Origin of the sequence: Paenibacillus sp. FSL H3-0310, assembly GCF_038002785.1 — a bacterium.
Classification (GTDB): domain Bacteria; phylum Bacillota; class Bacilli; order Paenibacillales; family Paenibacillaceae; genus Paenibacillus_AQ; species Paenibacillus_AQ odorifer.
The window spans coordinates 2,805,402-2,829,409 of record NZ_JBBODC010000001.1; the positions used below are offsets into that span (position 1 = coordinate 2,805,402).

General features: G+C 44.2%; 14 protein-coding genes. 2 read left to right on the top strand and 12 right to left on the bottom strand.

What is annotated here, in order from left to right; genetic code table 11:
- Positions 1 to 56: 56 nt before the first annotated feature.
- From MHH63_RS12670 to MHH63_RS12715, 10 genes are all read right to left on the bottom strand, one after another.
- The gene (locus tag MHH63_RS12670; protein ID WP_081383287.1) at positions 57 to 992 is read right to left on the bottom strand and encodes a carbohydrate ABC transporter permease; all 936 of its coding nucleotides are present in this window, start codon (positions 990 to 992) and stop codon (positions 57 to 59) included.
- 13 nt (positions 993 to 1,005) lie between these two features.
- Positions 1,006 to 1,965 carry an ABC transporter permease gene (locus tag MHH63_RS12675; protein WP_038574490.1) on the bottom strand — a complete coding sequence of 320 codons (960 nt, stop codon included), beginning with the start codon at positions 1,963 to 1,965 and terminating at the stop codon, positions 1,006 to 1,008.
- A 121-nt stretch (positions 1,966 to 2,086) separates the two neighbouring features.
- Complete coding sequence (locus MHH63_RS12680) at positions 2,087 to 5,437, bottom strand: glycoside hydrolase family 9 protein (RefSeq protein WP_339243533.1); 3,351 nt, start codon at positions 5,435 to 5,437, stop codon at positions 2,087 to 2,089.
- 227 nt (positions 5,438 to 5,664) lie between these two features.
- A complete protein-coding gene (locus MHH63_RS12685; protein ID WP_341171614.1) occupies positions 5,665 to 7,407 on the bottom strand; it encodes a hypothetical protein in 1,743 nt (580 codons plus the stop codon).
- Entirely contained in the window at positions 7,404 to 8,999 is a 1,596-nt protein-coding gene (locus tag MHH63_RS12690) for a response regulator (RefSeq protein WP_341171615.1), read from the bottom strand. The genes MHH63_RS12685 and MHH63_RS12690 overlap by 4 nt, the downstream gene beginning before the upstream one ends.
- Positions 8,996 to 10,738 carry a sensor histidine kinase gene (locus MHH63_RS12695; protein WP_341171616.1) on the bottom strand — a complete coding sequence of 581 codons (1,743 nt, stop codon included), beginning with the start codon at positions 10,736 to 10,738 and terminating at the stop codon, positions 8,996 to 8,998. Before MHH63_RS12695 ends, MHH63_RS12690 begins: the two co-directional genes overlap by 4 nt.
- A gap of 142 nt (positions 10,739 to 10,880) precedes the next feature.
- Positions 10,881 to 12,092, bottom strand: a complete 1,212-nt coding sequence (locus MHH63_RS12700; RefSeq protein WP_339282114.1) for an FAD-dependent monooxygenase — start codon at positions 12,090 to 12,092, stop codon at positions 10,881 to 10,883.
- Positions 12,093 to 12,097: 5 nt separating this feature from the next.
- Positions 12,098 to 13,333, bottom strand: coding sequence for an MFS transporter (locus tag MHH63_RS12705; RefSeq protein ID WP_339243529.1), 1,236 nt, complete (start codon positions 13,331 to 13,333; stop codon positions 12,098 to 12,100).
- Between the two features lie 25 nt (positions 13,334 to 13,358).
- Entirely contained in the window at positions 13,359 to 13,922 is a 564-nt protein-coding gene (locus MHH63_RS12710) for a TetR/AcrR family transcriptional regulator (RefSeq protein ID WP_341171617.1), read from the bottom strand.
- Between the two features lie 413 nt (positions 13,923 to 14,335).
- On the bottom strand, positions 14,336 to 14,914 hold the full coding sequence (locus tag MHH63_RS12715; protein ID WP_340393524.1) for a TetR/AcrR family transcriptional regulator: 579 nt from the start codon (positions 14,912 to 14,914) through the stop codon (positions 14,336 to 14,338).
- A gap of 161 nt (positions 14,915 to 15,075) precedes the next feature.
- Here MHH63_RS12715 and MHH63_RS12720 point away from each other — a divergent pair, with 161 nt between their 5' ends.
- Both MHH63_RS12720 and MHH63_RS12725 read left to right on the top strand, forming a co-directional pair.
- Positions 15,076 to 15,972: a ketopantoate reductase family protein gene (locus MHH63_RS12720; RefSeq protein WP_339187013.1), complete on the top strand. Its 897-nt coding sequence runs from the start codon at positions 15,076 to 15,078 to the stop codon at positions 15,970 to 15,972.
- A 68-nt stretch (positions 15,973 to 16,040) separates the two neighbouring features.
- Positions 16,041 to 18,782, top strand: a complete 2,742-nt coding sequence (locus MHH63_RS12725; protein WP_248548296.1) for a hypothetical protein — start codon at positions 16,041 to 16,043, stop codon at positions 18,780 to 18,782.
- Between the two features lie 117 nt (positions 18,783 to 18,899).
- Here MHH63_RS12725 and MHH63_RS12730 read toward each other — a convergent pair whose 3' ends face one another.
- Together MHH63_RS12730 and MHH63_RS12735 are read right to left on the bottom strand one after the other, a co-directional pair.
- Positions 18,900 to 19,040, bottom strand: a complete 141-nt coding sequence (locus MHH63_RS12730) for a hypothetical protein (protein WP_248548295.1) — start codon at positions 19,038 to 19,040, stop codon at positions 18,900 to 18,902.
- Positions 19,041 to 19,070: 30 nt separating this feature from the next.
- Positions 19,071 to 23,993: an S-layer homology domain-containing protein gene (locus MHH63_RS12735; RefSeq protein WP_341171618.1), complete on the bottom strand. Its 4,923-nt coding sequence runs from the start codon at positions 23,991 to 23,993 to the stop codon at positions 19,071 to 19,073.
- Positions 23,994 to 24,008: the final 15 nt, after the last annotated feature.

Sequence of the window (24,008 nt, forward strand, 5' to 3'; positions counted from 1 at the left end):
GCTAAACCATATACTGGTTTTAGCCGTTTCCGTGCCCACGTAAGTGATCGGCAATCTTAGCCTTTAACGGAGCCTACTGTCAGGCCTCTGATAAAGTATTTCTGGAAGAACGGGTAAGCAAATACGATAGGTCCAACACCTACAACCACCATCGCCATACGCACGGTTTCACTTGGGAAGTTGATCATTCCGCCAGCTCGGGTAATTTCAGCCATCGCGTTCGGGTTACTGGATAAGTACTGGATGTTGACCATCATCTTGTAAAGAAAGTACTGCACGGATATATTGTGGTTGTCTGTAATAAACATTAGGCTTAGGAACCAGTCGTTCCAGTATGTCAGTGTTTGGAACAGTGCAACGGTTGCCAGAACCGGCAGAGATAATGGCAATACAATTCGGATAAATATCCGTAGCTCCCCTGCCCCATCTATTTTTGCTGACTCCAGCACAGCTTCAGGTACGGTCTCCTTAAAGAAAGTGCGCATGATCAGTACCCAGAATGCGGACATGATCAGCGGCATGATCAGTGCCCAAAGTGTATCTTTTAATTCCAGCATCTGTACGTATACCAAGTACCAAGGGACTAAGCCACCGGAAATCAGCATCGTTAGAAAAACAAAAAATGTAAAATACTTTGCCTGCGGAAAATTATTCCGTGAAATGGGGTACGCATACAGAGCTATTATGATGACACTTAGTATCGTACCTATCACCGTGACGGTTAGTGAGATTCCATAGGAATGAACGATTTGACTGATATCTTTCATTAGGAATCGATAGGCTGCCAGATTGAAATTTTCGGGCATAAATCGATATCCGTGTGTCATAACGGACTGCTCATCGGAGAACGATACCGAAAGAATCAGCAAAAGCGGTAGGATACAGAGCGCCGAATAGATGACAAAGAAGATGTTGATGAGGGTTGACGCCCATCCCGACAGCTGATTCTTTGGATTGGACCCAGATAAGGATTTACTCATTGTATTGGTCATAAGGGCTCCTCTCTTAGAACAGCGCGTTCTCGCGGTTAAAGCGGCGAACGACCCAATTAGATACAAAAACCAAGATGAAACCAACGACTGATTGGAACAGGCCTGCTGCTGAGGAAAGTCCGATATCCCCAACGGTCAGGAAGGTGCGGTAGACATAGGTATCGATAACGTTTGTCACAGGGAACAATGCCCCCGATTCACGTGGCACTTGGAAGAATAGGCCAAAGTCGGCATTGAAGATCCGGCCAACCTGCAGCAAAGTCATAATCGTGAGGACAGGCATGATCAAGGGAATCGTGATTTTCTTGATCTGCTGCCACTTGTTTGCCCCATCAATTGTCGCGGCTTCGTAGTACTCCTCGTCGATACCAATGATTGCTGCCATGTACACAACCGTGTAGTACCCCATGTTTTTCCACGTGTTAATGATCGGCAAAACGATCGGCCACACTTCTTTCGTGAAGTACCAGCGTACGGAATCAAGACCAAGCGCCGGCAGCAACGTGCCGTTGAAGTATCCTCGCTCGTCGCTCATGAACCCATACACTAAGTACGAGATGACGATCATCGACAGGAAGTATGGCAGGAACATGATCGTTTGGTGTAGCTTCGAGAGGAAGCGGTTCTTCATCTCGTTAAGCATCAAGGCGAACCCTAGAGGAAGCGCCATGTTCAATACAATAAACAGCGAATTATAAAGCAATGTGTTGCGAATGATGATGTACGAATCCTTCGAGGCAAACAAATATTCGAAATTCTTCATCCCTGTCCATGGGCTTCCCAGGATTCCGTCCTGGTAATTGATTGTTTTAAAGGCAATAACGATCCCGAACAAAGGGATGTAGTTATTTATTACAAGCAGAACGATTCCCGGCAGCATCATTGCGTAGAACATCCAGTAAGTACGAAGATTCTTCACGATGGAAAAATTACGTACAGTACGTATTGGTTTCCTATTTGTAGGAAGCGGCATAGCTTTCAATAGAGTTGTTGCACTCCTTTCACTGTCTTACACACTCCCCACACCGTTGTTTAGGCGGTAATGGGGAGTTCAGGTTTTCACTATTGAGCCGTAACGTCAATTGTGACGTTACTTATTGAGGTTCTGTTCCCCACTGAAGAGCGCCTGCGATATAGCCAGTTGTATGGCTCCAATCGGTGTAAGTCGAATCGGTCGGATCGAAGGAGTAATCTCCCGTCTGCGTGTAGTTCGTCCAATCGGTCTTGTTCACGCGGATCTGAAGCTCAATGCTGGCTCCAGCTGCCAAACTTCCGGCTCCGCTCGTAAAGCCGATTTCCAGATAATGATCAGCTCCTGTCAAAGGAGCCGGCAACTTGACGAAGTCGCCAGTTACGTTGCTACTGCCGACAGTGGACCAATCGCACCAGAAATTCTGGTCCTTCTCCCCATCGATCGTGTAATAATAATGAAGCTTCACGTCGGACAGATTGATGGCAGTGGTACCGGTGTTCTTCAGCTTTATCCGTGGGCTCAACGAATTGCTCGTTGCCGTAACAGGAGAATTGTACTGCTGCACTTTGATAGATCCACTTTCGGCAGTGGGGGTATCGACCACGGAGACCTCAAGATTCGCACTTGCTCCTGCGCTAAAGTTGAACGTCAGCGTCGTTGTTCCCACCGGTTGGGCAGCCAGATATGCCTTCTGAATCGTCACTGTCGTGCCTGATACGGTGTAGTCCGTACCAGCAACTAGGGCAGTCGTGCCATTATTAATGCCGATGAGTGTGTTATCGTTCAGCGTCAAGGTCACCGGAATGTCGGTCTGATTCGCGATTTGCTTGTCAAAGGCAGCGGTCGTCGGACTGATCGCCGAGTTAATAACCGACGAATCGTTCACAGCAACGGATAGCGTAGCAGATGAACCGGCGTTAAACAGGAAAGTGAGGTTCGCCTTGCCGATTGGCTGCTGCGCGAGATAGCTCTTGTGTAGAGTGACCGTGTTGCCCGAAACGGTATAGTCCGTGTCCACAACGAGAGATGTCGTACCGTTCTTAATGTCGGTGAGCGTGTTGCCGTTCAACGTTAGAGTCACCGGAATATCAGCTTGATTTGCTGTTTTCTTATCAAAGGCAGCAGTCGTTGGACTAATGGTCGAGTTGCTGCTATTTCCGGTTGCGAATGCGGCAATGAATACCAACCCTGAATTCCAATAAACGGTATGTTCATTTGTAGTCCATTCTTGGAAGTTATCGGTATAGTTTTTGGCTGCAAATCTTGATATCTGGTTTCCTACGGTTATGTCGTTGGAGTATTTATTCGGTCCTCCGACAAGATATCCCTTAGGTACACCAGGTAATCCATCTGTTCTATACATGATGCTGAACGGATATTTCACGCTGTTATCACCGTAACCTGATACAAAAGATACGCCTACCGGGTTCTGGCCAAGAATCCAGTCTAACTGACTATTGTTAATCTCATTAATGATAGCGCGGTTGCTCTCAAAAGTTCCCAGTAACTTCGTACCGATGATCATTTCCATCGGTGTGTCCGCAACCTGCATGGTGATTCCCCAATAGTAGTTACCATCTTTTATGATGCTTTTCCAAGGGCTATCGTTATATCTGCTCACTTTGTCATTGAACCATTGCTGGAATTTATCCGAATACCAGCTTAAGACTCCGGAGTCCGGATTAGCGGCTTTCAGATAACTGAAGAAGCCTGTATTCCAGGTGTTTGCCCAACCACTGGCGAAATCAAGGGTATCCTCAAAAAATATTCCCATATCGGTGTAATTCGCCAGGAAATAATCATTGTATTCGGCATCGCCGGTCGATCGGTACAGGGAGCCTGCAGCCCACAGACGATTCGAAGCGTCATCCGTCACATCGTAAGGCCATCTGCCCGTGTTAGGCGTCCGAATATTTTCCGGATGTGCTTCCAGGTACCCCCATGCGTCTATTGCCGCATCCAAGCAACTTTGGGCAAAAGCCGGATCAATATTCTGATAAATTAAGTAGGCATGTGCCAATACACCGGCTGCGGTAGCTGTATCGGCGGTCGTTTTGATATCAGTCCGCGAGCTTACCGTATCCTTATCGATAATTTCTCTGTCTACCATATTGTCGTCATCCTGAAAGGTCACTCGCGCATAGAAACCGCCAGTTGCAGCATCCTGCATTTTGAGCATCCATTCCAGTTCCCACCTTGCCTCATCCAGGATGTCGGGAATGCCGTTTCCGCTCTCAGGAATATTAAATTGATTGTCTGTAAATTTCTCCGGCATCATTTCATAGGCCCAGAAGAGATCCGACAAGGCTTTGGCTCCTGCGTTAACGTACTTGCCTTTATCGCCCGCATCGTACCATCCCTTGGAAACATCTTTTTTGATGGAAGGGTTGGACATTAAAGGTACTGCGGTGTCAGGAGTAAAATCTGTTCTTTGATAATTTTGAGTGTATGGGCTGGTAATATTAATCCCGGTTCTCTGGTAATAGAAGTATCTCGTTACGTCATTTAAAAAGGGTTCATAGATTTCGTTAGCTTCGCCGATAGTGAACTTGGGCGAATTCTGAAGACCCTGCACTGAAACATAATATTTTCCCGGAATCGTTAAATTTGTGAAATCGGCGGTAAAAATACGCTCCCCGCTATCGATAGCATCATAATTTTTGGTGAGTACAAGCGTTCCGGAGTAAGCTGTCGAATTATTTGTGGCGTTAATAATGTTAAACGTAGTACCTGCATCGACCGTGAGCACATCCTCAAAACCGGTTACAAGCGCTTGCTTTACTCCATCTACGGGATACCCTAATTGATTGACCTTGATGGGGGCGTACTCTTTCTCCTTATCGGGAGACGTAACCCTAATGTCATTAAGCCACACTTTTAAAGGTTGAAAACCATTATTCTTGATGGATAATGCATCTATGGAAGATACATCAATTCCTTGGGAGACCTGAATTAGATCCTTTAACGGGATCTTCACATGGGTCCAACTTGTAGTAATGTTGACGTAGTTGTTAATGTTTACTGTAGTGGTAATTTCATTGCCGGCAGCTCTTTCGAATACCCGGTCTTTGAAGCCCAGTAAAAAGGACTCTCCGCCCGCATTTCCTTTGATATTAAACTCAAGGAATCCATTTGGATGATAAGAGGTAAAGTCATATGCTTTCCAGCCGGCAACCGTAATTAAAGCGTTGTACCAGGAAGGACTGGTAGGCGTCTTCGCATTCAACAATAATGAAGGCAATCCATTGTACATTGCTGTAGAATCAATGGGAAGCTTGCTGTTCTCCGTCTCCAATCCAAACCCGCTATCTCCTGCCCAGCCGTCGGATATATTACTGAATATTTGGTAATCTAGTAAGTCTCTCCACCCTGCAGGCGCTTCGGGGGTTGCCGCATTAGTCTTGATCGGATTTGAAAAAAAGATAGTCACAAACATAGTTAATGCCAGAAACACGCTTACTTTTTTCCTCATTACCTCTCCTCCTAAAAAGTTTTGTGAGCATAAACTGCTTCGCTCCGCTTCATACAAAAATCAGTTCGAAAGTTTACACTTAGTTAGTGAGAGTTACTCTATGATTAACTTCGTATACCATCACCTCTTTTTTTGAAAACGCTTTCTAATAAAATCATTTTAATTCACGAAGTTAATCCTGTTATATAGAAGAAATAAAGGAACATAGAAGAAAACAAGCCACAATATTATGGCTTGTTTTCCATGTACCAATTATTTACTTCTCTCGTGATTACGTCGCCGCCATTCTTGTAAAATTGGGCTACGAACTCATCAAAGTAGGAGATCGGCTTCTCGCCATAAATGATGCTCAGATAACTCTCCGTTGCGAGTTTCTGCAGGAACACTCCGTGTTTCTCCATCCCGTCCGTTAAAGGTCCGTGGTATCGGTTTGGGATTTCGAGTCCCTGCTCGGCAATCGCCACCCCAGCCGCCGTAAGTTGAGCTGAATTTAAACCTTTAATAGCTTGTTCGATCGGCGTCGTCACTATGGCTTCCGAATTTTCAGATAATTTTCTGATTGCATCCGCATTCATATAAGGCAAGGCTGGAGCGCCACCTGTCAGCGGATAGAGCATCCAGCGCATATCCATTGAAGACCCGTCCGCAAGCGGCCACTTATCATTTGGCACGCCTTCAGTGGCGAAATTGACAGTAATGACCTTGTCGTTCATGATCACATAATCGTAACCTTCGTGAAACCCTTGTGCGAATCGGGGATCGAAGTACGGGTCATCCGGGCCGAAATTTTTGGCAAGCAACTTGTTATAATAAGCGAACCAGGCTTCCATATTCGTGAAATCCTTGCTGAACACCGTGTAGATACCGTACAACGGCTTTTGTGCCTTGCCCTTTAACCCATCTGGTCCGGCAGGAAGGGGGTAAGCCTGCCAAGCCGCTTCGGGATCGACCTTCACTGTATCGCCGAGCGGCCAGGCTCCCATCCAAAACGGGCCGAACATGACACCGGCCATTCCGTTAACCGCCAGTTCGGACGCTTGGCTCGGGTCCTGCATGCCTGCATCCCTGTCCATATAGCCCTTCGCCATCCAGAATGCCATCGTTTCCAGGTATTTCTTAGCATCCGGGTGTACGGCGCCAAAGATCAAGCTGCCCTTCTCGTCTTCATTCCAGAACAGTTTGATGTCAGACGTGCTAATCATCTGCCTTGAAAAAGCTCCGGCAATCGCATCTGTCTGCCCCATCCAGCTCCAGGGACCTTCCTTCAGCGGAACCGCTAGACCAACTTCGTCATCTTCGCCATTCCCATTAGGATCTTGTTCAGAAAATGCCTTCAGCACGTTCTCCAACTCACTTATCGTCGTAGGCGGGTTCAGCGACAGTTTCTCAAGCCAATCCTTACGGATCCACATGACCGTTCCCTCATCTCCTGCACTAAAACGGGGAAGTCCATATATCTTGCCGTCTTTGGTCACTTCTGCCATGGTATAAGCGTACTTCTCCAGCGCTTCTTTTAGCTTAGGATGAGCATACTTCTCGATGGCATCATCCAGCGGAAGCAACTTGTCGGCTTTGAGCAGATACTTCAGGATGTCTCCTTCAGCGCTAAGGGTGTCCGGCAGCTTGCCATTCACAGCCAGCGCGAGCCGAATTTTGGTATCTGCATCTTCGAACTTGCTGACAATCCAATCAAACTTCGTGACGATTCCCAGATTATCTTCCATCCAGCGGGTATGCACGTTGTCAGTAAGGCTCTCATCTGGCTTGAATGCGTTAGGCCGATTCTCGTCTACGATTCCTGTTGTGATCGTTATAGGCGGATCGTATTTAAAGTCCCATACCGGCTTCTTTTCCCCATTGGATGTACTGTTCTGTGCCGTTTTCCCTGTGCTACTTAAACAGCCGGAAACTAGCAGCACTCCGCTCAGAACTGCCCATAGAAAGATGGCCTTTCTTTTTTGCTTCTTCACCGGCCCAATCCCTCCATTCCCGATCGGTATCTGTCCCTGAATTCCTGCGGCGTCACCTGATAATAGTCACGGAATTTCCGAATAAACCAGTTAGTATTGGGATAGCCAATGCTTTCACCAATATGGTAGATTTTATTATTTGTATGCTTGAGCATCTCGCAGGCTTTGAGCATACGCTGCTCGTAAATATATTGGGATACGGTAGTGCCTGTACACTGCTTAAAGATTTTTGACAGATGGTTAGGATGTACGAAGACGCGTTTGGCCAGCAAAGTAAGTGACAAGTCCTTGTCCAGCTCCTTCTGGATGTAGAGTTGCGTCTTCCGGACGATCACCTGGCTGTGGTCCTCGGTCTCCTCCCCTAGCTTATCGCGAAGTGTGCGTAGTAAGTCGAGCGCCCAGCTTTCCAGCTGCGACGCGTGCAGCATTGCTTTTCCTTTTACGAAAGCCGATTGCTCAGGAGTGAGCATTTGGGCCAGCGTCCTGCCACTGCGATTCGCGATATACTGGAAGGCATTGGAGAGAAAGAAAAAGACGTCGCGCATGAGGTAAGGTGAACCCGTATGCATAAGCGGTGACACGAACGCTCGGATCTTAGCTTCCGCCGCTTCCCATTGCTCCGTTTCCAAAAGATGTGTCAGCAGAGGCGTTTCATAGAGCTTGCGCATAAGACGCGCTTCCTCTTCATTCCGCTCTGGCACCTGCCCATCCGAAAAACTGTCACTAACCAATCGTGATTTAGCTGTCATATAACTAGCTTGCAGTTCTTCCGGGAATAGACAGTCGGTTTCTCCTACAGAAATTTCACCTTTAAGCAAACGCTGTACTTCTTTCTTTAATCGCTCTATCCGCTCGAGCACCCATTCCGGTTCGGGTGGTGCTCCTGATAGGTCGTATACCAGAGCGAGCAGGTTTCCTTCATCATCCGCAGCCGACCAGCAGTCATAGCGGTCCATCAGCAATTCTTCCAGCATGTTTGTTACCGCGAACCGGATCAGTGACTGCGAATAGAGATCTTGTCCGTCGAAAGGGGAACCCAACCGGACAAGGCACATCGAGACATGACCTGGTATTGGAAGAGGGAGGTCAAACAGCTTTAACTTCTCCGCAAGCGCCTTGCCATTCAGATTTCCGCTGAGCACTTTGAGCAACAACCCTGCTTTCAGTTCTGCACTATTGTCTCGGTAGATACGGAAGCCCTGTTCGATTGATCGCTCCTGCTCAAGCTGCTTAATGATCCGGCCCATTGCCGTAAGTAGCTGCTCGTCCTTCGCGGGCTTCATCAGGTAATCGAGCGCTTGCAGCTCAATCGCTTTTCGGGCGTAATCGAAGTCCGCATAACCTGTGAGCAGCAGGCACTTCAGCCCTGGAATACGAAGCCTGGCCTGTTCGATCAGTTCCAGGCCGTTCATGCGTGGCATACGGATATCCGTCATAAGGATGTCAATGGGGAAGGAGTCTATCAGAGCAAGTGCCTCGCTCGCGCTGTAAGCCTTCCAAACGCGGGAGATACCAAGTGTCTCCCATGGAATCGTATCTGCCAGACTGTCCGCATAATGTTTCTCGTCATCAACTACAAGCAGGCTATTCAATGCTCTTCCTCCTTCGTTTCTTCTTTCATCCCCTGTCTCCAATTCAGCCTCACGTTTAGACCACCCAGTCCGGACGGGCAAAACTCAATTTGAGCGTCTGAACCGAAGTTGCCTTGCAGTCTTTGATATACGTTCCAAAGACCGCAGCCTGCATATTCGCTGGCCGGAATATGAAGCTCCATTTGCAGTTGGTCCATCCGTTCTTTATTTAATCCTTTTCCGTTATCCTCCACTTCCAAGTGCAATTGGTCTTCATTGACGTAAACTCTAATTTCAACCCGGCCTGGATATTCGACGTTCTCAAGTCCATGCACGATCGCATTCTCCACGATTGGTTGGATAAGAAGCCGGGGAATTCGCAGCTCCGCCAACTCTTCAGGCAGTTCGATGCTGTAGGACAGTGTCTCATTGCGAAGCCGTAGAATCTCGAGGTGAATGCGCACGAACGCCAGTTCTTCACCCAGGCTGACTCCTTGATTATCCATTCGCGTCGTATACCGGTAATAGTCGGCCAGATGATACGCCATGTCTATAACTGCCCGATTCTTTCCCATTTTGGTCATATTAATGATGAAACCCAAACAATTGTACAGAAAATGAGGATGGATCTGTGCTTGTAGCTGTTTTAGCGTGGCATCGCGCGCAAGGATACGCGATTGTAGGACATTCTCGATGAGATCTTGGATCTGCGTCGCCATCTCGTTAAAGTTCTGCATCAGGAACGTGAATTCATTGTTTGATTTCTTCGGTAGCCGGTACGCGTAATCGCCTTCCTTAATCCTCTGCACCGCACGCACAAGTTGGAAGATAGGTCGATGTACGTTCCAGTACAAAGCAGACGCGGCGGTAATACAGGATAGGAGCAAAATAATCGAAGAAGCTCCAAATAATAACCTCTGTTGCTTGATAGGTCCGATAATCTGGTTAAGTGGAACAGAATCGACGAGATGCCACTCAAGAATATTGGAATAATAATAGGTAATCAGATAAGGCCTGTCGTCGAAGGAATGAATTAAAAAACTTGAATCCCGGCTATTGATCCTGTCGCCTAATTCCGCGATAATTTGGTCCATCTTGGGCCCATCTGCGGATCGGCTGGCGATGATGGCATGTCCTTCTTTGTAAAAAAACGGGTTGTCAGAGTGACCAGATTTGTAGGTATCAAGCAAATTTTCAAAGCTCCACTTGTAGAGGTTAATGCGAACGGCAACATCCAGATCGTCCGGACGGGCTGGTTTGTAACCCGTAGTGACATAAGTTCGAGTAAAACCGGAGCCAATCTCCAAATCTTCGCTGTAGCTCCACCCTAGCGAAAATCGGCTATCAAACTCTTTAAGGTCATATTCATAGGAGGGGGAAGAAGAAATACTATCGTCTCGTTGCGGGAAATAGACGGTCACGTCATTGCGCCAGTTGCCCGATGCGCTGGCCAGCGACAGCTTCTCTTGGATCAGCAGCCTTGTCTTCATTAGGGAATAATCGCTCATGTTGAGGTTGTAAAGGTATTCCAGCACGTTCGTGTCAACGAGCATAGGTGCGGAGACTAAGTCGAACTTCTCAATGCTGGCATCCAGTTGTGCCACGAAAAGCTCCATCCGGTTCAGGCTGGCTTTGATAAGCTCCTCCTGTATGACGTTGATGCTCTTAGAGGTAGAATAATAGTACAGCGCCACGACCGGAGTTAGCAGAATCAGCAACAACACTAACATTTTCTGAAAAATATTAAATTTGATCCGCATGGGATTTCCATCCTTGTTTTGTAATTACACCTCATCCTGTATTTTACAATGGATAGAAAGCGTTTTCTATACAAATTCTTTGCGTTTCAGCAAATTAAAATAACCTCATTCCCAATGAACTCTACTTAGGAATGAGGCTGCGTTAAAATTTGAAGGCATTATCAACCGTTATTTTAGGACTCCCCAAAAAGAATCTCCGCATTAAATATCTTGCGATCCTGCTATTTCCCATCAGTTTCATGCAGGCTAGCGAGAATTTTTTAACCCCTTTAGGGGATTTAACGGCCATGCTGATTATCAACTGTTGAGCAAAATGCACAAAACGAATTTCCCGATTACGAATGGGCTGCAAACGATCTAAACACTTGTATTCATGATTTGGCTCTAATTTTGATGCAACAATAAGTTCAGCAGCGACCAGCGCTGTTTCAAAAGCCAAGGACAATCCGATAGCTCCGAGTGGTGAGGAACAATGTGCAGAATCACCGATTAGAATACAACCCTTATTATGCCAATTGTCCACCATGAAAGTCTCTGATTGGATAGAAACAAACGATTTGAAATCAATGATCTTTTCAATGTCTTCTTTAAGCTCAGGAAAGGCCTTTATGAATTCAAGCTTTAATGGTTCGATGCCTTTGCTTTTTATGGAATTCCATTGGTCTTTCCTCATTGTAAAACCTATCTGCACACAATCAGAGGAATAAGGAAGCCCTATGAAGTTACTAAAATCAGACAATCTGAAAAGGAGTTTTTGATTTAGCTTGAACTCATTAGTCGATATTTTGCACCAGATTAAATCAAAATCTTCTTTTTTATACTTAAAAGAAAAATCGCTTGTCTTCCTAACCGTCGACATCCGTCCATCCGCTCCGACTACTAAAGAAGCATGGATCGCAGTCATTTGTCCATCTACTAAGGCGTTTACTCCGACTGTTCGATTTGCACTTTTAATAGTTGAAGTGACCTTTGCGTTAAAAATGAGCTCAAAATTACTATAATCCTTTGCTAGATCATAAAGAAAAGTTAACAGGACGGATTGTTTTATTTTAATTGCGTAAGGTGCCTCCGGCATTTCTTTTTCATAATCAATTTGAGTGATATATTTCTTATTATTCCATATTTCAGCATTAAATAATTTTATATGCTCATACTTTTCAAGACGCTGTTCCAGATTCAACTCTTTCATGAGCCTTACAAATCGAGGCTGAAGAACTTCTCCTCTGAACTTGCGATTAAAGCTTGTTTGACTTTCCAGTACGGTAACTCTAATTCCGTTTTTGGCTAACAGCAGCCCTAGAAAGAGACCAGAAGGTCCACCACCAACAATGCAAATCTCCGTTTCTTTATTCATTCCTATCACTCTGTGGGTAAAGTAGCAGCCCGTTCATTTTTCACTACTGGAACCCTAGCCGATAATCTAAGAAAAAGAGAGATTAAAAAACCTAATAAAAGAATAGAACCTAATATAGTAAAGGATAACGAATAATTTTCTGTTTTTAGTAATTTCAAAGCTAATATCGGGCCTGTGCTAGCGCCTAGGAATAGAATAAATGCATTGAATGAAATCGCAGACCCTCTTGCATTTCCCCCTAATTGACTGACGATTGAGATGATAACGGGAGTTACCAGCGCGATACCAGCCACAAATACAACGCTCATTAGGACAAGAAGTGGCAGGTTCGTACTAAAACCTAGAGCAAGCAACCCAATTGCAGCTAAAGCTAAGCCTCCCCTTAGAACAGCGGCCATTCCAAGTTTTTGAGCAATTCTTCCGGAAAAGGGTGATAAAAGCATCCCCGCGATTCCAAATGCACGAATATAAAGGATATCCTGTGAGGAAAGACCAAACTTAGCTGAGCTTAAATAACTTCCCAAAACGGTGTACATGCCAACTAAAGTTAATAGAAGCATAAAGGTTATCGCAAAAGCCAAAAGCAATTGTGATTGTTTTAGCAGAATTATCATTTGTTTAAACTTCCGCAGAACATTTTCTTTCGGTCTTAGTATTTCATCTTTAGGAAGGAACCTCATTACTATTACTGAAGTAATACCATACACAATCCCCAAAATAAAGAAAATAGCACGCCAGCCAAGAGCTTCGTTAACAATCCCACTAAAAACCTGGCCTACTATACCTGCCATTAACAGTCCTGAGCTTATAAATCCAACGGCTGTTAGTCTTTTATGAGGCGGGAACATCTCCCCTGCATACACTAGCGCAATAGGTGCAAAAGCAGCAGCCACTAGGCCTTGCACTCCTCTGAGCATAATAAGCCCGTAAAAACTATCCACAAATCCTAATGCAAGCGTAACTACGGTTAACCCAATAATGCTGGCTACTAAAAATACTTTACGTCCATATCTGTCTGAAAAAGGTCCATACAAAAGACAGCCCAGAGCATAACAAAGAGAAAATGAACTCCCAATCCAAGCCGCCTCACTCGAGCTAATCTGAAAGGCATGTGAAAATACTTCGGATAATGGAATTGTAATATACATGCTAGTTAAAATAACTAATCCACACCAAAATAAAATAATCGTCATTAATGAATAGTTCTTATTGTAATTCTGAACGTCTATCGTCTGATTCATAAAGTAAATATCCCCCGGTTTACTATTAATTTGCAACAGTGATGCCTTCCAAGACATGGATCAACAAATCGTTTATGTAATCCGCATCCGGAATTTGTTTATAGATGAGAATTTGAAAGTATATGGGACCATAAAGCAGATCTAAAGTTATATCAAGGTTGATTGCTGGTTTCAATTCTCCCATATCTATGGCTGCTTGGAGTAATTGTTTGGCTTCATTTCTTTTTGTCATTAAAAACAATACGTAAAAATCTTTCGCGATTTCTTCGCTCTCTGTAACTATAGTTAAAGTGGATTTCCCGATTTTGCTATTGAGGATACGAGCTAAAGCTTCAAGCTGTTGTTTGAAGTTATCCTGAATGGATTTATTACTATCAAATTCAAACTCTGATTCTACGGTCATTAGAAAAGCGTCCAGTACAAGACGCGCTTTATTTTCCCACCATCTATAGATGGTTGTTTTGCCTACTCCAGCTTGTGCTGCAATCGCCTCAATCGTTAAAGATGAATAACTGTTGGATTCTAACATTTCAAGTGTTGCAGTAAGAATCTCTTTTTTACTTCGAGGTTCTTTGTTTTTCAAGTTCATATTCATTTCACCTCCTAGATGTTATTTAAATTATTAAAAGGATGTAATTATAGAACGATACGTATCGTTTCATTTGTTACACTATCTTATATCATTTTCATAAAATTTAAAATAGTTAATTTGAGAATTATTATTTCCTGGATTTAGACATGCGTTAGATGACGAAACATAAATTGTGCATACAAAAAACTAACGCTTCGGAATGGTCTGAAGCGTTAGTTTTTTTGGATATTTGCAATTAAGGATTCGATGACTGATTAAATATGTGAGCTTGAAATATAGTAATACCGTCTCCCAAAATGACCAGTCAAAATCAACCATAGGTTCCACCTTTCTAATAATCTTGGCGAAGTGATTAAATTTTAATGTTCGTGGGATTTGTCCCGAGAGTAATACTTGTAAGCGCTCCTATTCTATCTTATCAAGAGTCCCAGGCCACTCATTACATAAGGACGAACAATGTCCACAAGTAAATCGGTCTGATCAGCCTCCCCCTCAATTAACCAAGAAAATGCAGCGCCATAGATCGCTGAACCTGTCATTGCTGAAATGATCTTTGTATGTTGGCGGTCTGCAATATCGTATTTATCCCCTCTCAGAAATATGTTTTCAATGATTTGCTGCAGCATATTTTTCACTTTCTCATCCACCAGCTTAGCAATGGATTTGGAATCCATTCTGCATTTCTGATAAAAATCAACGATGTACTGATGAGTCAACAAGATCAGCTGGTTACATATTTCATCTGAAAACTCCCGTGCATTTATTACTTGTTCAGGAATCATTTGATGAAAAGACTGTTCTGTAAATTCATTGAGTAAAGCATATTTATCTTCATAATGAGCATAAAAAGTAGCCCGGTTTATCGTAGCTTTCTGTGAGATATCTTTTATTGTCATTGAATCAAATCCTTTAGTCTGTAAAAGATTTCTGAAAGCTTCTCTTATTAACAGGCGAGTCCGTATTACTCTCGGATCTTCTTGATGTACCATCTGAATATCCCCTTTCTAAAACATCAATTATCGGAATTTGTTGTCTATGCAACTCTTTTCTTACACTGACGGTTGTAAGCATAAACTTGCCATACTATTATCTTATCAAACAGATGTTGCTTAAACAATCAGTGACTAGTTAGTCGGAAGGAATGATAATAGTGAACATAAAACAAAATAGACTTCTAATTTTTGGGGCTGGTGTGATTGGCAGTTTATACGCTCTTAGATTTGCACAATCGGGGTTTGACGTCACTTTACTGGCTCGGGGAAAAAGGCTGGATGAACTTAAGCGGAAGGGTTTGAGATACAACGACAACGGAATGATAAAGCAACTATCCATTAAGACGGTCGAAAAGCTTGCAGATGATGACATCTATGATTTTATCTTTGTTCCTGTACGATATGATCAGGCAGAATCTGCCCTGTCTGCGATCAAAAATAATCAGAGCAAAACAATAATTACACTGACCAACACTATTGGTTATAATTCCTGGCTAGAGATCGTAGGTGATCGGTTACTTCCAGGTTTCCCTGGTGCAGGTGGAGACATTAAAGAGGATATTTTATACGCTCAATTTGGTTCCAAAACTTATTTTGGTGAAATAAATGGACAAACGACCGAAAGAGTTAAGGAGCTTGCTTTGATATTCGAAACAGCTGAAATGCATTATGAAATACAAAAAGATATTCAAGCATTTCATGTTTCACATGCTGCACTCGCTGCAGTCAACAAGCATTTTTATACGAATGAAGGAATGGTAGATATTGAGACAGCAATAAGTGAAAGCATTCTTAGCAAAGTAGCTACAGATATCAAACAAAATCTTCACTTGGTAGAGCAAGCTGGAATCCCTGTAATCCCGACCGAAACGAAGTCAATGGGAGAATTGATGGAAGAAGAGATTATATCCCGGTATCGGCAGATGCTGAGTGATGAATTTATCATTGATGTTAAGTTTGGAAACCAAGCTATCAGCAGAAAAGCAGAAATAATGTTATTGGATGAAAAGTTTCATGAGAAGTTTTCGTTTTTGTCCAAGCAAATTTTTCCATAAAAGTTATCAAATGAGTTCATAGCCCATATTACTTAATACTAAAACAACGTAAATATGGAGGTGTTAGATTGCCACTGAATCAAGATCAGCAGATCTTTCAACAAAGTACAACAACTCAAAACTGGGGAAATATTCAGGGACAGACCTTAGTTGCGGGCCAGGGTAGCTTGAGAAGAGGAATGAACTATAAGTTAGGCGCACAGGCTATGGCACAAATCAATAATTTATTAAATAAATGGGCTGAATTAAAAATATTGGGGAGTGCCGAAGTTTCACTTCTTCTCCAAGTACAGATACAAACGCCCCTGGATCTATTCGACGAAGCCGGGCTAGCTGGACGACTTCAAGCCGTTCTTAAAGCGGCGGTAGCGGCTGGATTAAGCATGAATATGACCGTTAAAGAGTTATTGAAAATCCTGAAGAATAAACCGTCAGGAAATGGTTTATCCGGTGAATTGATTGAGCTATTGTTAGAAGAATCAGAGCTCGAAGGTTATTTGTATGCCCAATTTGCGGTTGGTTTTATGGCGTATGCCAATTTTGTTATGCTTGGTAATTTACATAAGACAGCTACTCTAGGGGAATCTGGATTCCAATTTGTCTATGAGGCGGGAATGGGATTTATTGCGGGGGGTGGCTATAGAGGTGGCATCAATTTTAAATTCCCCGATCCTGCAAAACTGGTCAATCGTTATGGGAACGGCTTAATTGAGGGCATTGTTAATAAAGCTATTGACACACAGCAGGAACAAGCATTAATGCTCGGTACTATGCTGAGGATAGGAGTGAAATCAGCCTATGAGGTCAGTAGACAATTAAATGAAGGTACCGGGAGCAATACTGAAAAACTAGCGCAAACCGTTCTTACATTTATTGGGGGGCAATTCCAATCGTTGTTCTTCTTGACTATGAATGTGTTCTTTAAGGAAGAGATCCTTCGTTTACTTGGCCTTGCTTCTTTACCAGCTGAACAAACCACAGAAGTCATTCAAACCTTGAAAGGTTTTAATTCTTTTCAGTTAGTGCCGGATAACCATGAAATCTTTGTTCGTTTAGATTCATTATCAGCATTAATCCAAAACGAGCAGCTTAAGAAGGAGTTTGTCCGAAGTATTTCTGCTTTGTGGGTATCAGCTTTGTTGCTCCCCCTTGCAGTGCAAGCTGCAGATAAAGCAACCATGCCTACTTTTACGGCACAATTGTCTTACCAACCTCCTCCCGCTGTCAAAAGTGCAATTAATACAGATTTGAACCGTCCGTCTGACACAAATTTGAACCAGGGGGATCTTCTTTCATTTCTACTTGATAAACCTTTGACGATTGCCATTCAACATGTAGATAGCGTTCGGGAGATAGCAGCAATTCTGAAACCTGCCGTTTCAGGAACTGCCCAAGAAGCAATGAAGTTCTTATTTAGTCCCTCATTTCCTTTGACTACAGGGGAAAACTCTTTTAGATCAACACTTGGAGCCATAAACCAAGCTTTCGATCATTATGTGGATACGGAAATAAGTGCTAGAAAAACTGCAATCTCGAACACTTTGGCTGGCGAGGAAGAGATTAAGATACTGTTTGAGCAAGCCCTGATTCCCTGCATACAACTGACTTCTGATGTTCTGATTCCAGAGATCGTTAATGGATTTCAAAATTTTGACATAAAAACTATGCAAGAAGCATTATCCAGCGTATTACTCACAATGCTTGGAAGAAGCGTTATTCATGTCATGGACGGAATTCAGACTTCAGTTAATGAACAAATCGAGGGTCTTCTTCGCGAAGCTGCAGGTCAGGCTGCAAATGTTCTTGGACCACTTGGAGCTCAAGATATTTTAAAGAAACCGTTGGAGGCAGCTGTTAAAATTATTGCGGAAATGGTAGCGCCTTTGACACCTGAAGCACAAGAACAGCTTTTTGAAAATGCTCTAAACATATTTACTCCAATAAAAGGTAACGCCGTGGACTTCGCCAACCATTTGCAAAGCGATCCGATGTGGATGCCTCAAATGGCTGAAATAGAAGCAATAGCCAAAATATTGATAAATCATTTAACAGATCATATGATTCAATTCGCTCTAAAACTGATTCCAGCGTTGTTTCAAGCCTTGATCGATGAACTACTCGCCATAATCGAACGCTGGCTAAATGAAATAGCCAAGATATTAAATACTATTACCGACTTCATAACTAAGCTGATGCAAGAAAAACTAATGAAAGAACTGATTGAACCAGTAATGGAAATCGCTGAAAAAGCCGCTGACGTATTAACGTTTAACATTTTTTCTCTAATCGGTGCCGGTAAAGTAAAAGATGAATTTTTCAAAGGGTTAAGAGGAGCAGTCGAAGCTATAATTCAAGAAGCAATCATCCCTCCTGTTGTTATGACAGTGAAAGAAATCAAGTTCAATCCTCGTAAGCTCGTGGATCTTTGCCGAGACGTTTCCGACTTTACTTTTACAAAATTTTCTGAGATTTTTAACGATTATATTTTTGGGGAGATCCAGAATCAACTTGAAAAAGGTTTAAATATGAAAAATTTCAAATTGGATATTAAAGTGCCGGTTTCTTTTTCGATTGACTTACCATGGCCTTTAGGGTCACAATCCTTTTCTCATACGTTTAGACTTACAGATGTCCTCATTCCGTCATCAATCGTTTTGGACATTGTAATGAATTTAATACGTAACAATCTAAAATTAGGAGGAACATCTGAGTATCTTTTCCAAATGGTTGTAGCAACTATCGATAATTTAAAAAAAGTAGATCAATATAAATTGGATATGGCAGATGCTTTGAAAAAGTATAGTAATTAAAGGAATATTCAAGATTCCAGTTCCCTTATAATGCAGTTTATAACTCAAAAAAGGCAACCAGTCATCCCTGTTTTTTCGGCGACTGGTTGCCTGAATTTGTGATTTTTTGTCCCTGTTCTATTCCTTAACGACTACGGTCATTTCTTTGCTACGTGTGATCCCGCTGCTGTTCACCAGCTCAGCCAGATTCATCGTGATTTTGAAACTGCCGTCACCATCCCAACTATCATTTCCGAAAGCAAAAAGAGCTAGAGCCAAGTGAACTTGGCTCCAGCTCTTTTGTGGTGCTTACAATTCCATTACTCTGTAAATTAAAGCAGCGGCTTCCGCACGTGTGGTCAGGCTCAGTGGTCTGAAGGTACCGTCGGTATAACCGTTGACAATTCCTGTCTCCCGCAGGTACTCAACCGCATCCATCGCGTAAGAACCGATTTGATTCTCATCGGCAAAAGTTGCTGCCTTGCCGGAGATATCCGACTGGAGAGCAGTTAAACTCAGAGCGCGAAACAGAATAACAGCCATTTCTTGGCGGGAAATAGGTTCTTTTGCGGCAAATACGCCTTCGCTACGTCCGTTAACAAGCTTTAGCGCCAGAGCTGTTGAGACAGCTTGGTAATACCAAGCATTTGAACTCACATCTTTGAAAGTACTGCTAGTCTCGGCTTGAAGTTCTAGCGCTGATACTAACAGCTGAACAAATTCCGCTCTTGTAATTTGCCGGGCAGGCTCGAATTTGCCCCCGCCTGTGCCATGAATAAGATCACGGGAAGCCAAAGCTTCCAAGATGACTGTGGAGCCTGAATCAACATCAGAGAAGTGGATATTTGCATTAGCTGCAGCATAGAGTCCAAAATCCCTTGTTGTAAACGTTGTTTTGCCTGTACCTGATACGTATTTGGAGTTTTTGACCACTTCGGCCACTCCCTCGCCGGTAACAGAGTAGACGATGGCTTGATGTGGAACTTCATCAGGGTTTAATTCATATCCAAATGATACCTTCATTGCCGCAGAAGGGCTTAATGTTTCTTTGGACTTACCGTCTACCGTCATTGAGATCCGGAACAAAGCATGCGTTTTCCATTTCTCTTTTAAGGCAACTGGAAGGGTTGATGCATCAACAAAATGGATAGATAGCTCCAACTGCCGGGCACCCTCTGGAATATTCTCACCTAAAGTGTTAATTGGAAGTGTTATTGTGGCAGCACCTGCTTTTACAGTTAGGGAAGTAACATTATCTTTTAGTTCGGGAATGGGCACTTGAAAAGCCACACCACTGGCAGTCGCATCCTCTTCAGCAAGCTCAAGTACTAAAGCTCCATCTTGCACTCCCTTCATCGCTTTTTGGAGTTCTCCTGTGAAAAGCTGTGCAATTTTCATTCCTTCAGCACCGGGTGAACCCTGAGTGCGAATACGGCCCGCTGAAATTATATTCACTGGACTATCTATTTTTCCTCCACTACTCTCATTTGTGTTGCTATTATTGCTGCCGGACGAATTGCCAGGCGTATCTGTTCCCCCACCTTCTTCACTCCGCACTACATTCAAAGTGTAGGTCTTAGTTGTTATGCCGTTCGCAGCGGTAACTTTAACATCGATTCTGTTATCTCCTACCTTAAGCTCACTTCCGCCCGTTACCGTCAATTTGGCTTCTGCATCAGAAGGTGTCCCAGTTACAGCCACCGCTGTCTTGGAAAAGGGCACATTTATTGTATAGGTCAGTTTCTTACGGTCAAACCCAGGGATGTCTGTACCGTCCATACTCAAAACGCTCAAATCGGCATTATCACTCAGTGGGGTCTCTTCTTCACCTTCTACGTTCATAAACTGGAAGGTGCGGAAAAGTGAGGCGTCCTTCGCAGCGCCAATGCCTGATCCCCATTCAATATATCCTTTTCGACCCGCGCCATCATTATCGTTAACCAGCATGGTGAAGCTTAAGATATCGCTCGCCGCTGGACGGATCGGGCTTATTTCGCTCCAAGGTAGTGCCAGTGCATATGAGGTAACCTTGGTCGCCTCATCTCTGGTCACACTTAAAGTTCCCTTAGTCAACACTCCGGTAGCTGCACCTTTCATGGACAGCCAACGATATATTTGCGGCCCCTCTGGTGTTTGCGAGATTCCGTATTCATACCAGGATTGACTATCGCCCGGTACACCGGGAGCAAGACTGAACTGAATACTGTCATTTTGCCAAATATTAATCCCGGCGGCATTATGGCTGAATACATCATCGCGGATATCGGCGGTCAAATAAATGTGTTCTTCATCCCAGCGTAGTTGCGCTGTTCCACTAAGATCATCCGCACCCTTATATCCGTTGAGCAAAGGGGTTCCGTCCGCAAGATCAATCAGAGCTGGACTTCGTGTATCGGACTGATGCTGCATCCGGTTAATATCTATGTTTTGCTTGAGGTGAACTGTCTCATAACCTTCTAGCTCAACTGTCAACTCAAGAGGATATTTAACCCCTTCAGAGAATCCCGGCAGTGGAATTGAATAAGTAAATCCACTATTTGGGGCAATTTCAGACAATTGCGATTCACTACCGCTGATCTGACCAGTCTCTTCCCCTAGGGTCCAGGAAATCTTTTTAATTCTCAGAGGATCCACACTGGAACTGTTCGTAAATTGAAGTTGCAGCGATATGCCGCCGTTATTACCATCTGTAATATGAGGAGCAATTTTTAAACCTTGAAAATATAGTCGCAGATCATCTACAGGGGCTTCTGGAAGCGTAGCAGGATCAAGTCCGGGTCCATTATAAGCTCCGATATTCGGTGGAGTTGCTGCTGAAACGGGATTGCCCCAGTAGTCCCGCCCACCGTTGTCTGCAATGACAGCACCGGCCCCAAGTGCAGGAGACCCCTCTCTCAGCTTGTAACCGTCCACTGTATTCCAACCAATTCCGGCGGTGCCCTGAGCAACTAAGAGTGGATTTGCTGTGATAGGATTGGTATTTTCCGGCTCACTTACTGGATGGTTGCCATATAATAGATTATGGTCGAAGCTACCGTTCACCCCTGGCAGATTATAACCTCCTTGACCAAGGTTGTAGACCAGATTGTTCCTAAAAGAATACGGAGCGTTAATATTTCCTGCGTCATCCCATTCATGATCGATAATTTTGGTGTTTTGCCCAGCTCCAATATAGATAGTATTGTTATAGATTTGTGTATCTGGCGTAACCCCGCCTGCAAAATTAAACGTATGCGTTAGATCATTCTGGCTGATGTTGTATCTGACTACATTGTTAGAGGAGCCTGTCAGCACGCCTGGAGTCAAACGGGCATCGACAAAAAGCATGAATCCGCCTTTGTTGCCATGGCTGTAATTATATTGAACCACACTGTCCATCGTATCGATATCCAGATTGAAGCCTTGACCATCTCCCTCTGGTTTGTTCGTGTTAAAAGACTCATTGAACTGGACGATATTATTCTTGCCGCGAGTCGGCCAAATTGCGGCAGAGCCGTTAAACTCGCCTTCTTCGGAATAATTTCCGCCTTCCTCCGCTATGTTATGCTCAATCACCGCTCCATCCGCACCGAAGGTGAGAATACCGTCGCTGTCGGCTTGTTTGACATAATTTCCACGGATCGTAACATTGACCGTAGCATAGTCTGCTCCGTTAAAACGCTGATCCCATACCACAATACCGGTCCGGCCTATCCGTTCCACTGTATTGCCCTCGATCCATACCCCATCGAACTTGTCCGTGCCCGTCGTTCCACCCACATATACGGAGATACCTCCAAACGCATGCGGGCCACCTTCGGCTCCGGAAACCGTCGGATAACGGAAACTGCTTGATACATCATGGACATAGTTATCCTGAATGCGGATATTACTTAATGTTCCTCCATTAGCATTCTCCACCATAATACCTTCCCGGTAAACAGTTCCCCTCTCGGAAGCATAATTAGTGACCTCAAGATCCCGAATCACCCAGTTCGAGGCGTTACGTAGGTATACAGCTGCTCCGGCCATGCCTCCACCATTGATAATCGGTTTGCTTCCACTCCCATAGGCAGATATTGTAATCGGTTCTTCATCTGTGCCGCTGCCCTTAGGATATAATTGTTCGTTCCAGATTCCACCCTTCTTTAATAAAATCCGATCCCCAGCCTCAAAGGTAGTCTGATTCACTATAGAAAAGGTCTTCCAGGCAGTCTCCGGTGTTTTTCCATCGTTGTTGTCGCTGCCTGCAAATGAATCCACATAATATTCTCCGTCTCCACCGCTGCTCCCTCCATCTCCAGGCAAGCGGTTGGATAAGGTGACCGATCCTAGTTGCATCAGCCAGAGTGCGGAATCACCGCTAAGTTCTATTTTTAAGTAATGAAGTCCGGAAGGAATCCCCTGTGCCGGAGTATAATTCGTCCCGGTCCAAGCCGCATCACCAGTGGCCTGTGGAGGTTCATGAACAGCAGAAAGTTCTGTCCAAGTGGATGCATCCGCCGAACCATAGAACTTGATAGTCCCGCTAGACCCGGCAAAGGAATGCATGCGGGCTGTGAAATGTTGCAGATTATGCAAATGGTACACGAGTGATTCTGCTGAGTCTGCTGTTCTCACCGCACGAGAATGATCTCCACCAAAAAAAGCGGGATTGCTTGTATCTAAAGACCAATTTGTACTGTGTGCATAAAGCTGTGCAATGTCGTCAAGCTCATCAACAATCGTTTGTGGTGCAAGCGACACATTGGAGAGTGTAAGGTGCCCAAGCTGCATCAGCCAGGTATCGAGGTCACCACTGACTTCAATTTTGAGATAATTGACACCATCCGGCAGCGCCCCCGAGGGTGTATATATTGTTCCGTACCAGCCAGAACCGGTTGCGGTGGGACTGTCGTTGATGGCTGGAAGCTCCGTCCAGATATCTGCATCTGGCGATCCGTAGAACTTGATAACAGCCGTGGAACCAGAGAAATAATACGCTTGAAGCGTAAACGACTGAACTCCAGTCAAAGGGTAAATGGCATAGCCAGTCTCCGTGGAGGTTCTGACCAGCCGGGCTGCATCTCCTCCGAAAAATTGAGGATTACTACTGTCAATCAGCCAGTTCTCGGACCTGTGTTCCGCTGCCGGTAGGGTTGAGAAATCATCGGCATTCGTCTCTTCAGCATGGGCAGAAACGCCCATTACGGGAAGCAGCGCTGTGAAGATCAGCACCATTATAAGCAGTGATTTTGCGAGTTTTTTGAACATTATTGTATTATTCCC

What these genes read in the sequence shown, in the direction of transcription:
- MHH63_RS12670 (WP_081383287.1), bottom strand. Translation starts at nt 992, where the DNA reads ATGACCAATACAATGAGTAAATCCTTATCTGGGTCCAATCCAAAGAAT.
- MHH63_RS12675 (WP_038574490.1), bottom strand. Translation starts at nt 1,965, where the DNA reads ATGCCGCTTCCTACAAATAGGAAACCAATACGTACTGTACGTAATTTT.
- MHH63_RS12680 (WP_339243533.1), bottom strand. Translation starts at nt 5,437, where the DNA reads ATGAGGAAAAAAGTAAGCGTGTTTCTGGCATTAACTATGTTTGTGACT.
- MHH63_RS12695 (WP_341171616.1), bottom strand. Translation starts at nt 10,738, where the DNA reads ATGCGGATCAAATTTAATATTTTTCAGAAAATGTTAGTGTTGTTGCTG.
- MHH63_RS12700 (WP_339282114.1), bottom strand. Translation starts at nt 12,092, where the DNA reads ATGAATAAAGAAACGGAGATTTGCATTGTTGGTGGTGGACCTTCTGGT.
- MHH63_RS12705 (WP_339243529.1), bottom strand. Translation starts at nt 13,333, where the DNA reads ATGAATCAGACGATAGACGTTCAGAATTACAATAAGAACTATTCATTA.
- MHH63_RS12710 (WP_341171617.1), bottom strand. Translation starts at nt 13,922, where the DNA reads ATGAACTTGAAAAACAAAGAACCTCGAAGTAAAAAAGAGATTCTTACT.
- MHH63_RS12715 (WP_340393524.1), bottom strand. Translation starts at nt 14,914, where the DNA reads ATGGTACATCAAGAAGATCCGAGAGTAATACGGACTCGCCTGTTAATA.
- MHH63_RS12735 (WP_341171618.1), bottom strand. Translation starts at nt 23,993, where the DNA reads ATGTTCAAAAAACTCGCAAAATCACTGCTTATAATGGTGCTGATCTTC.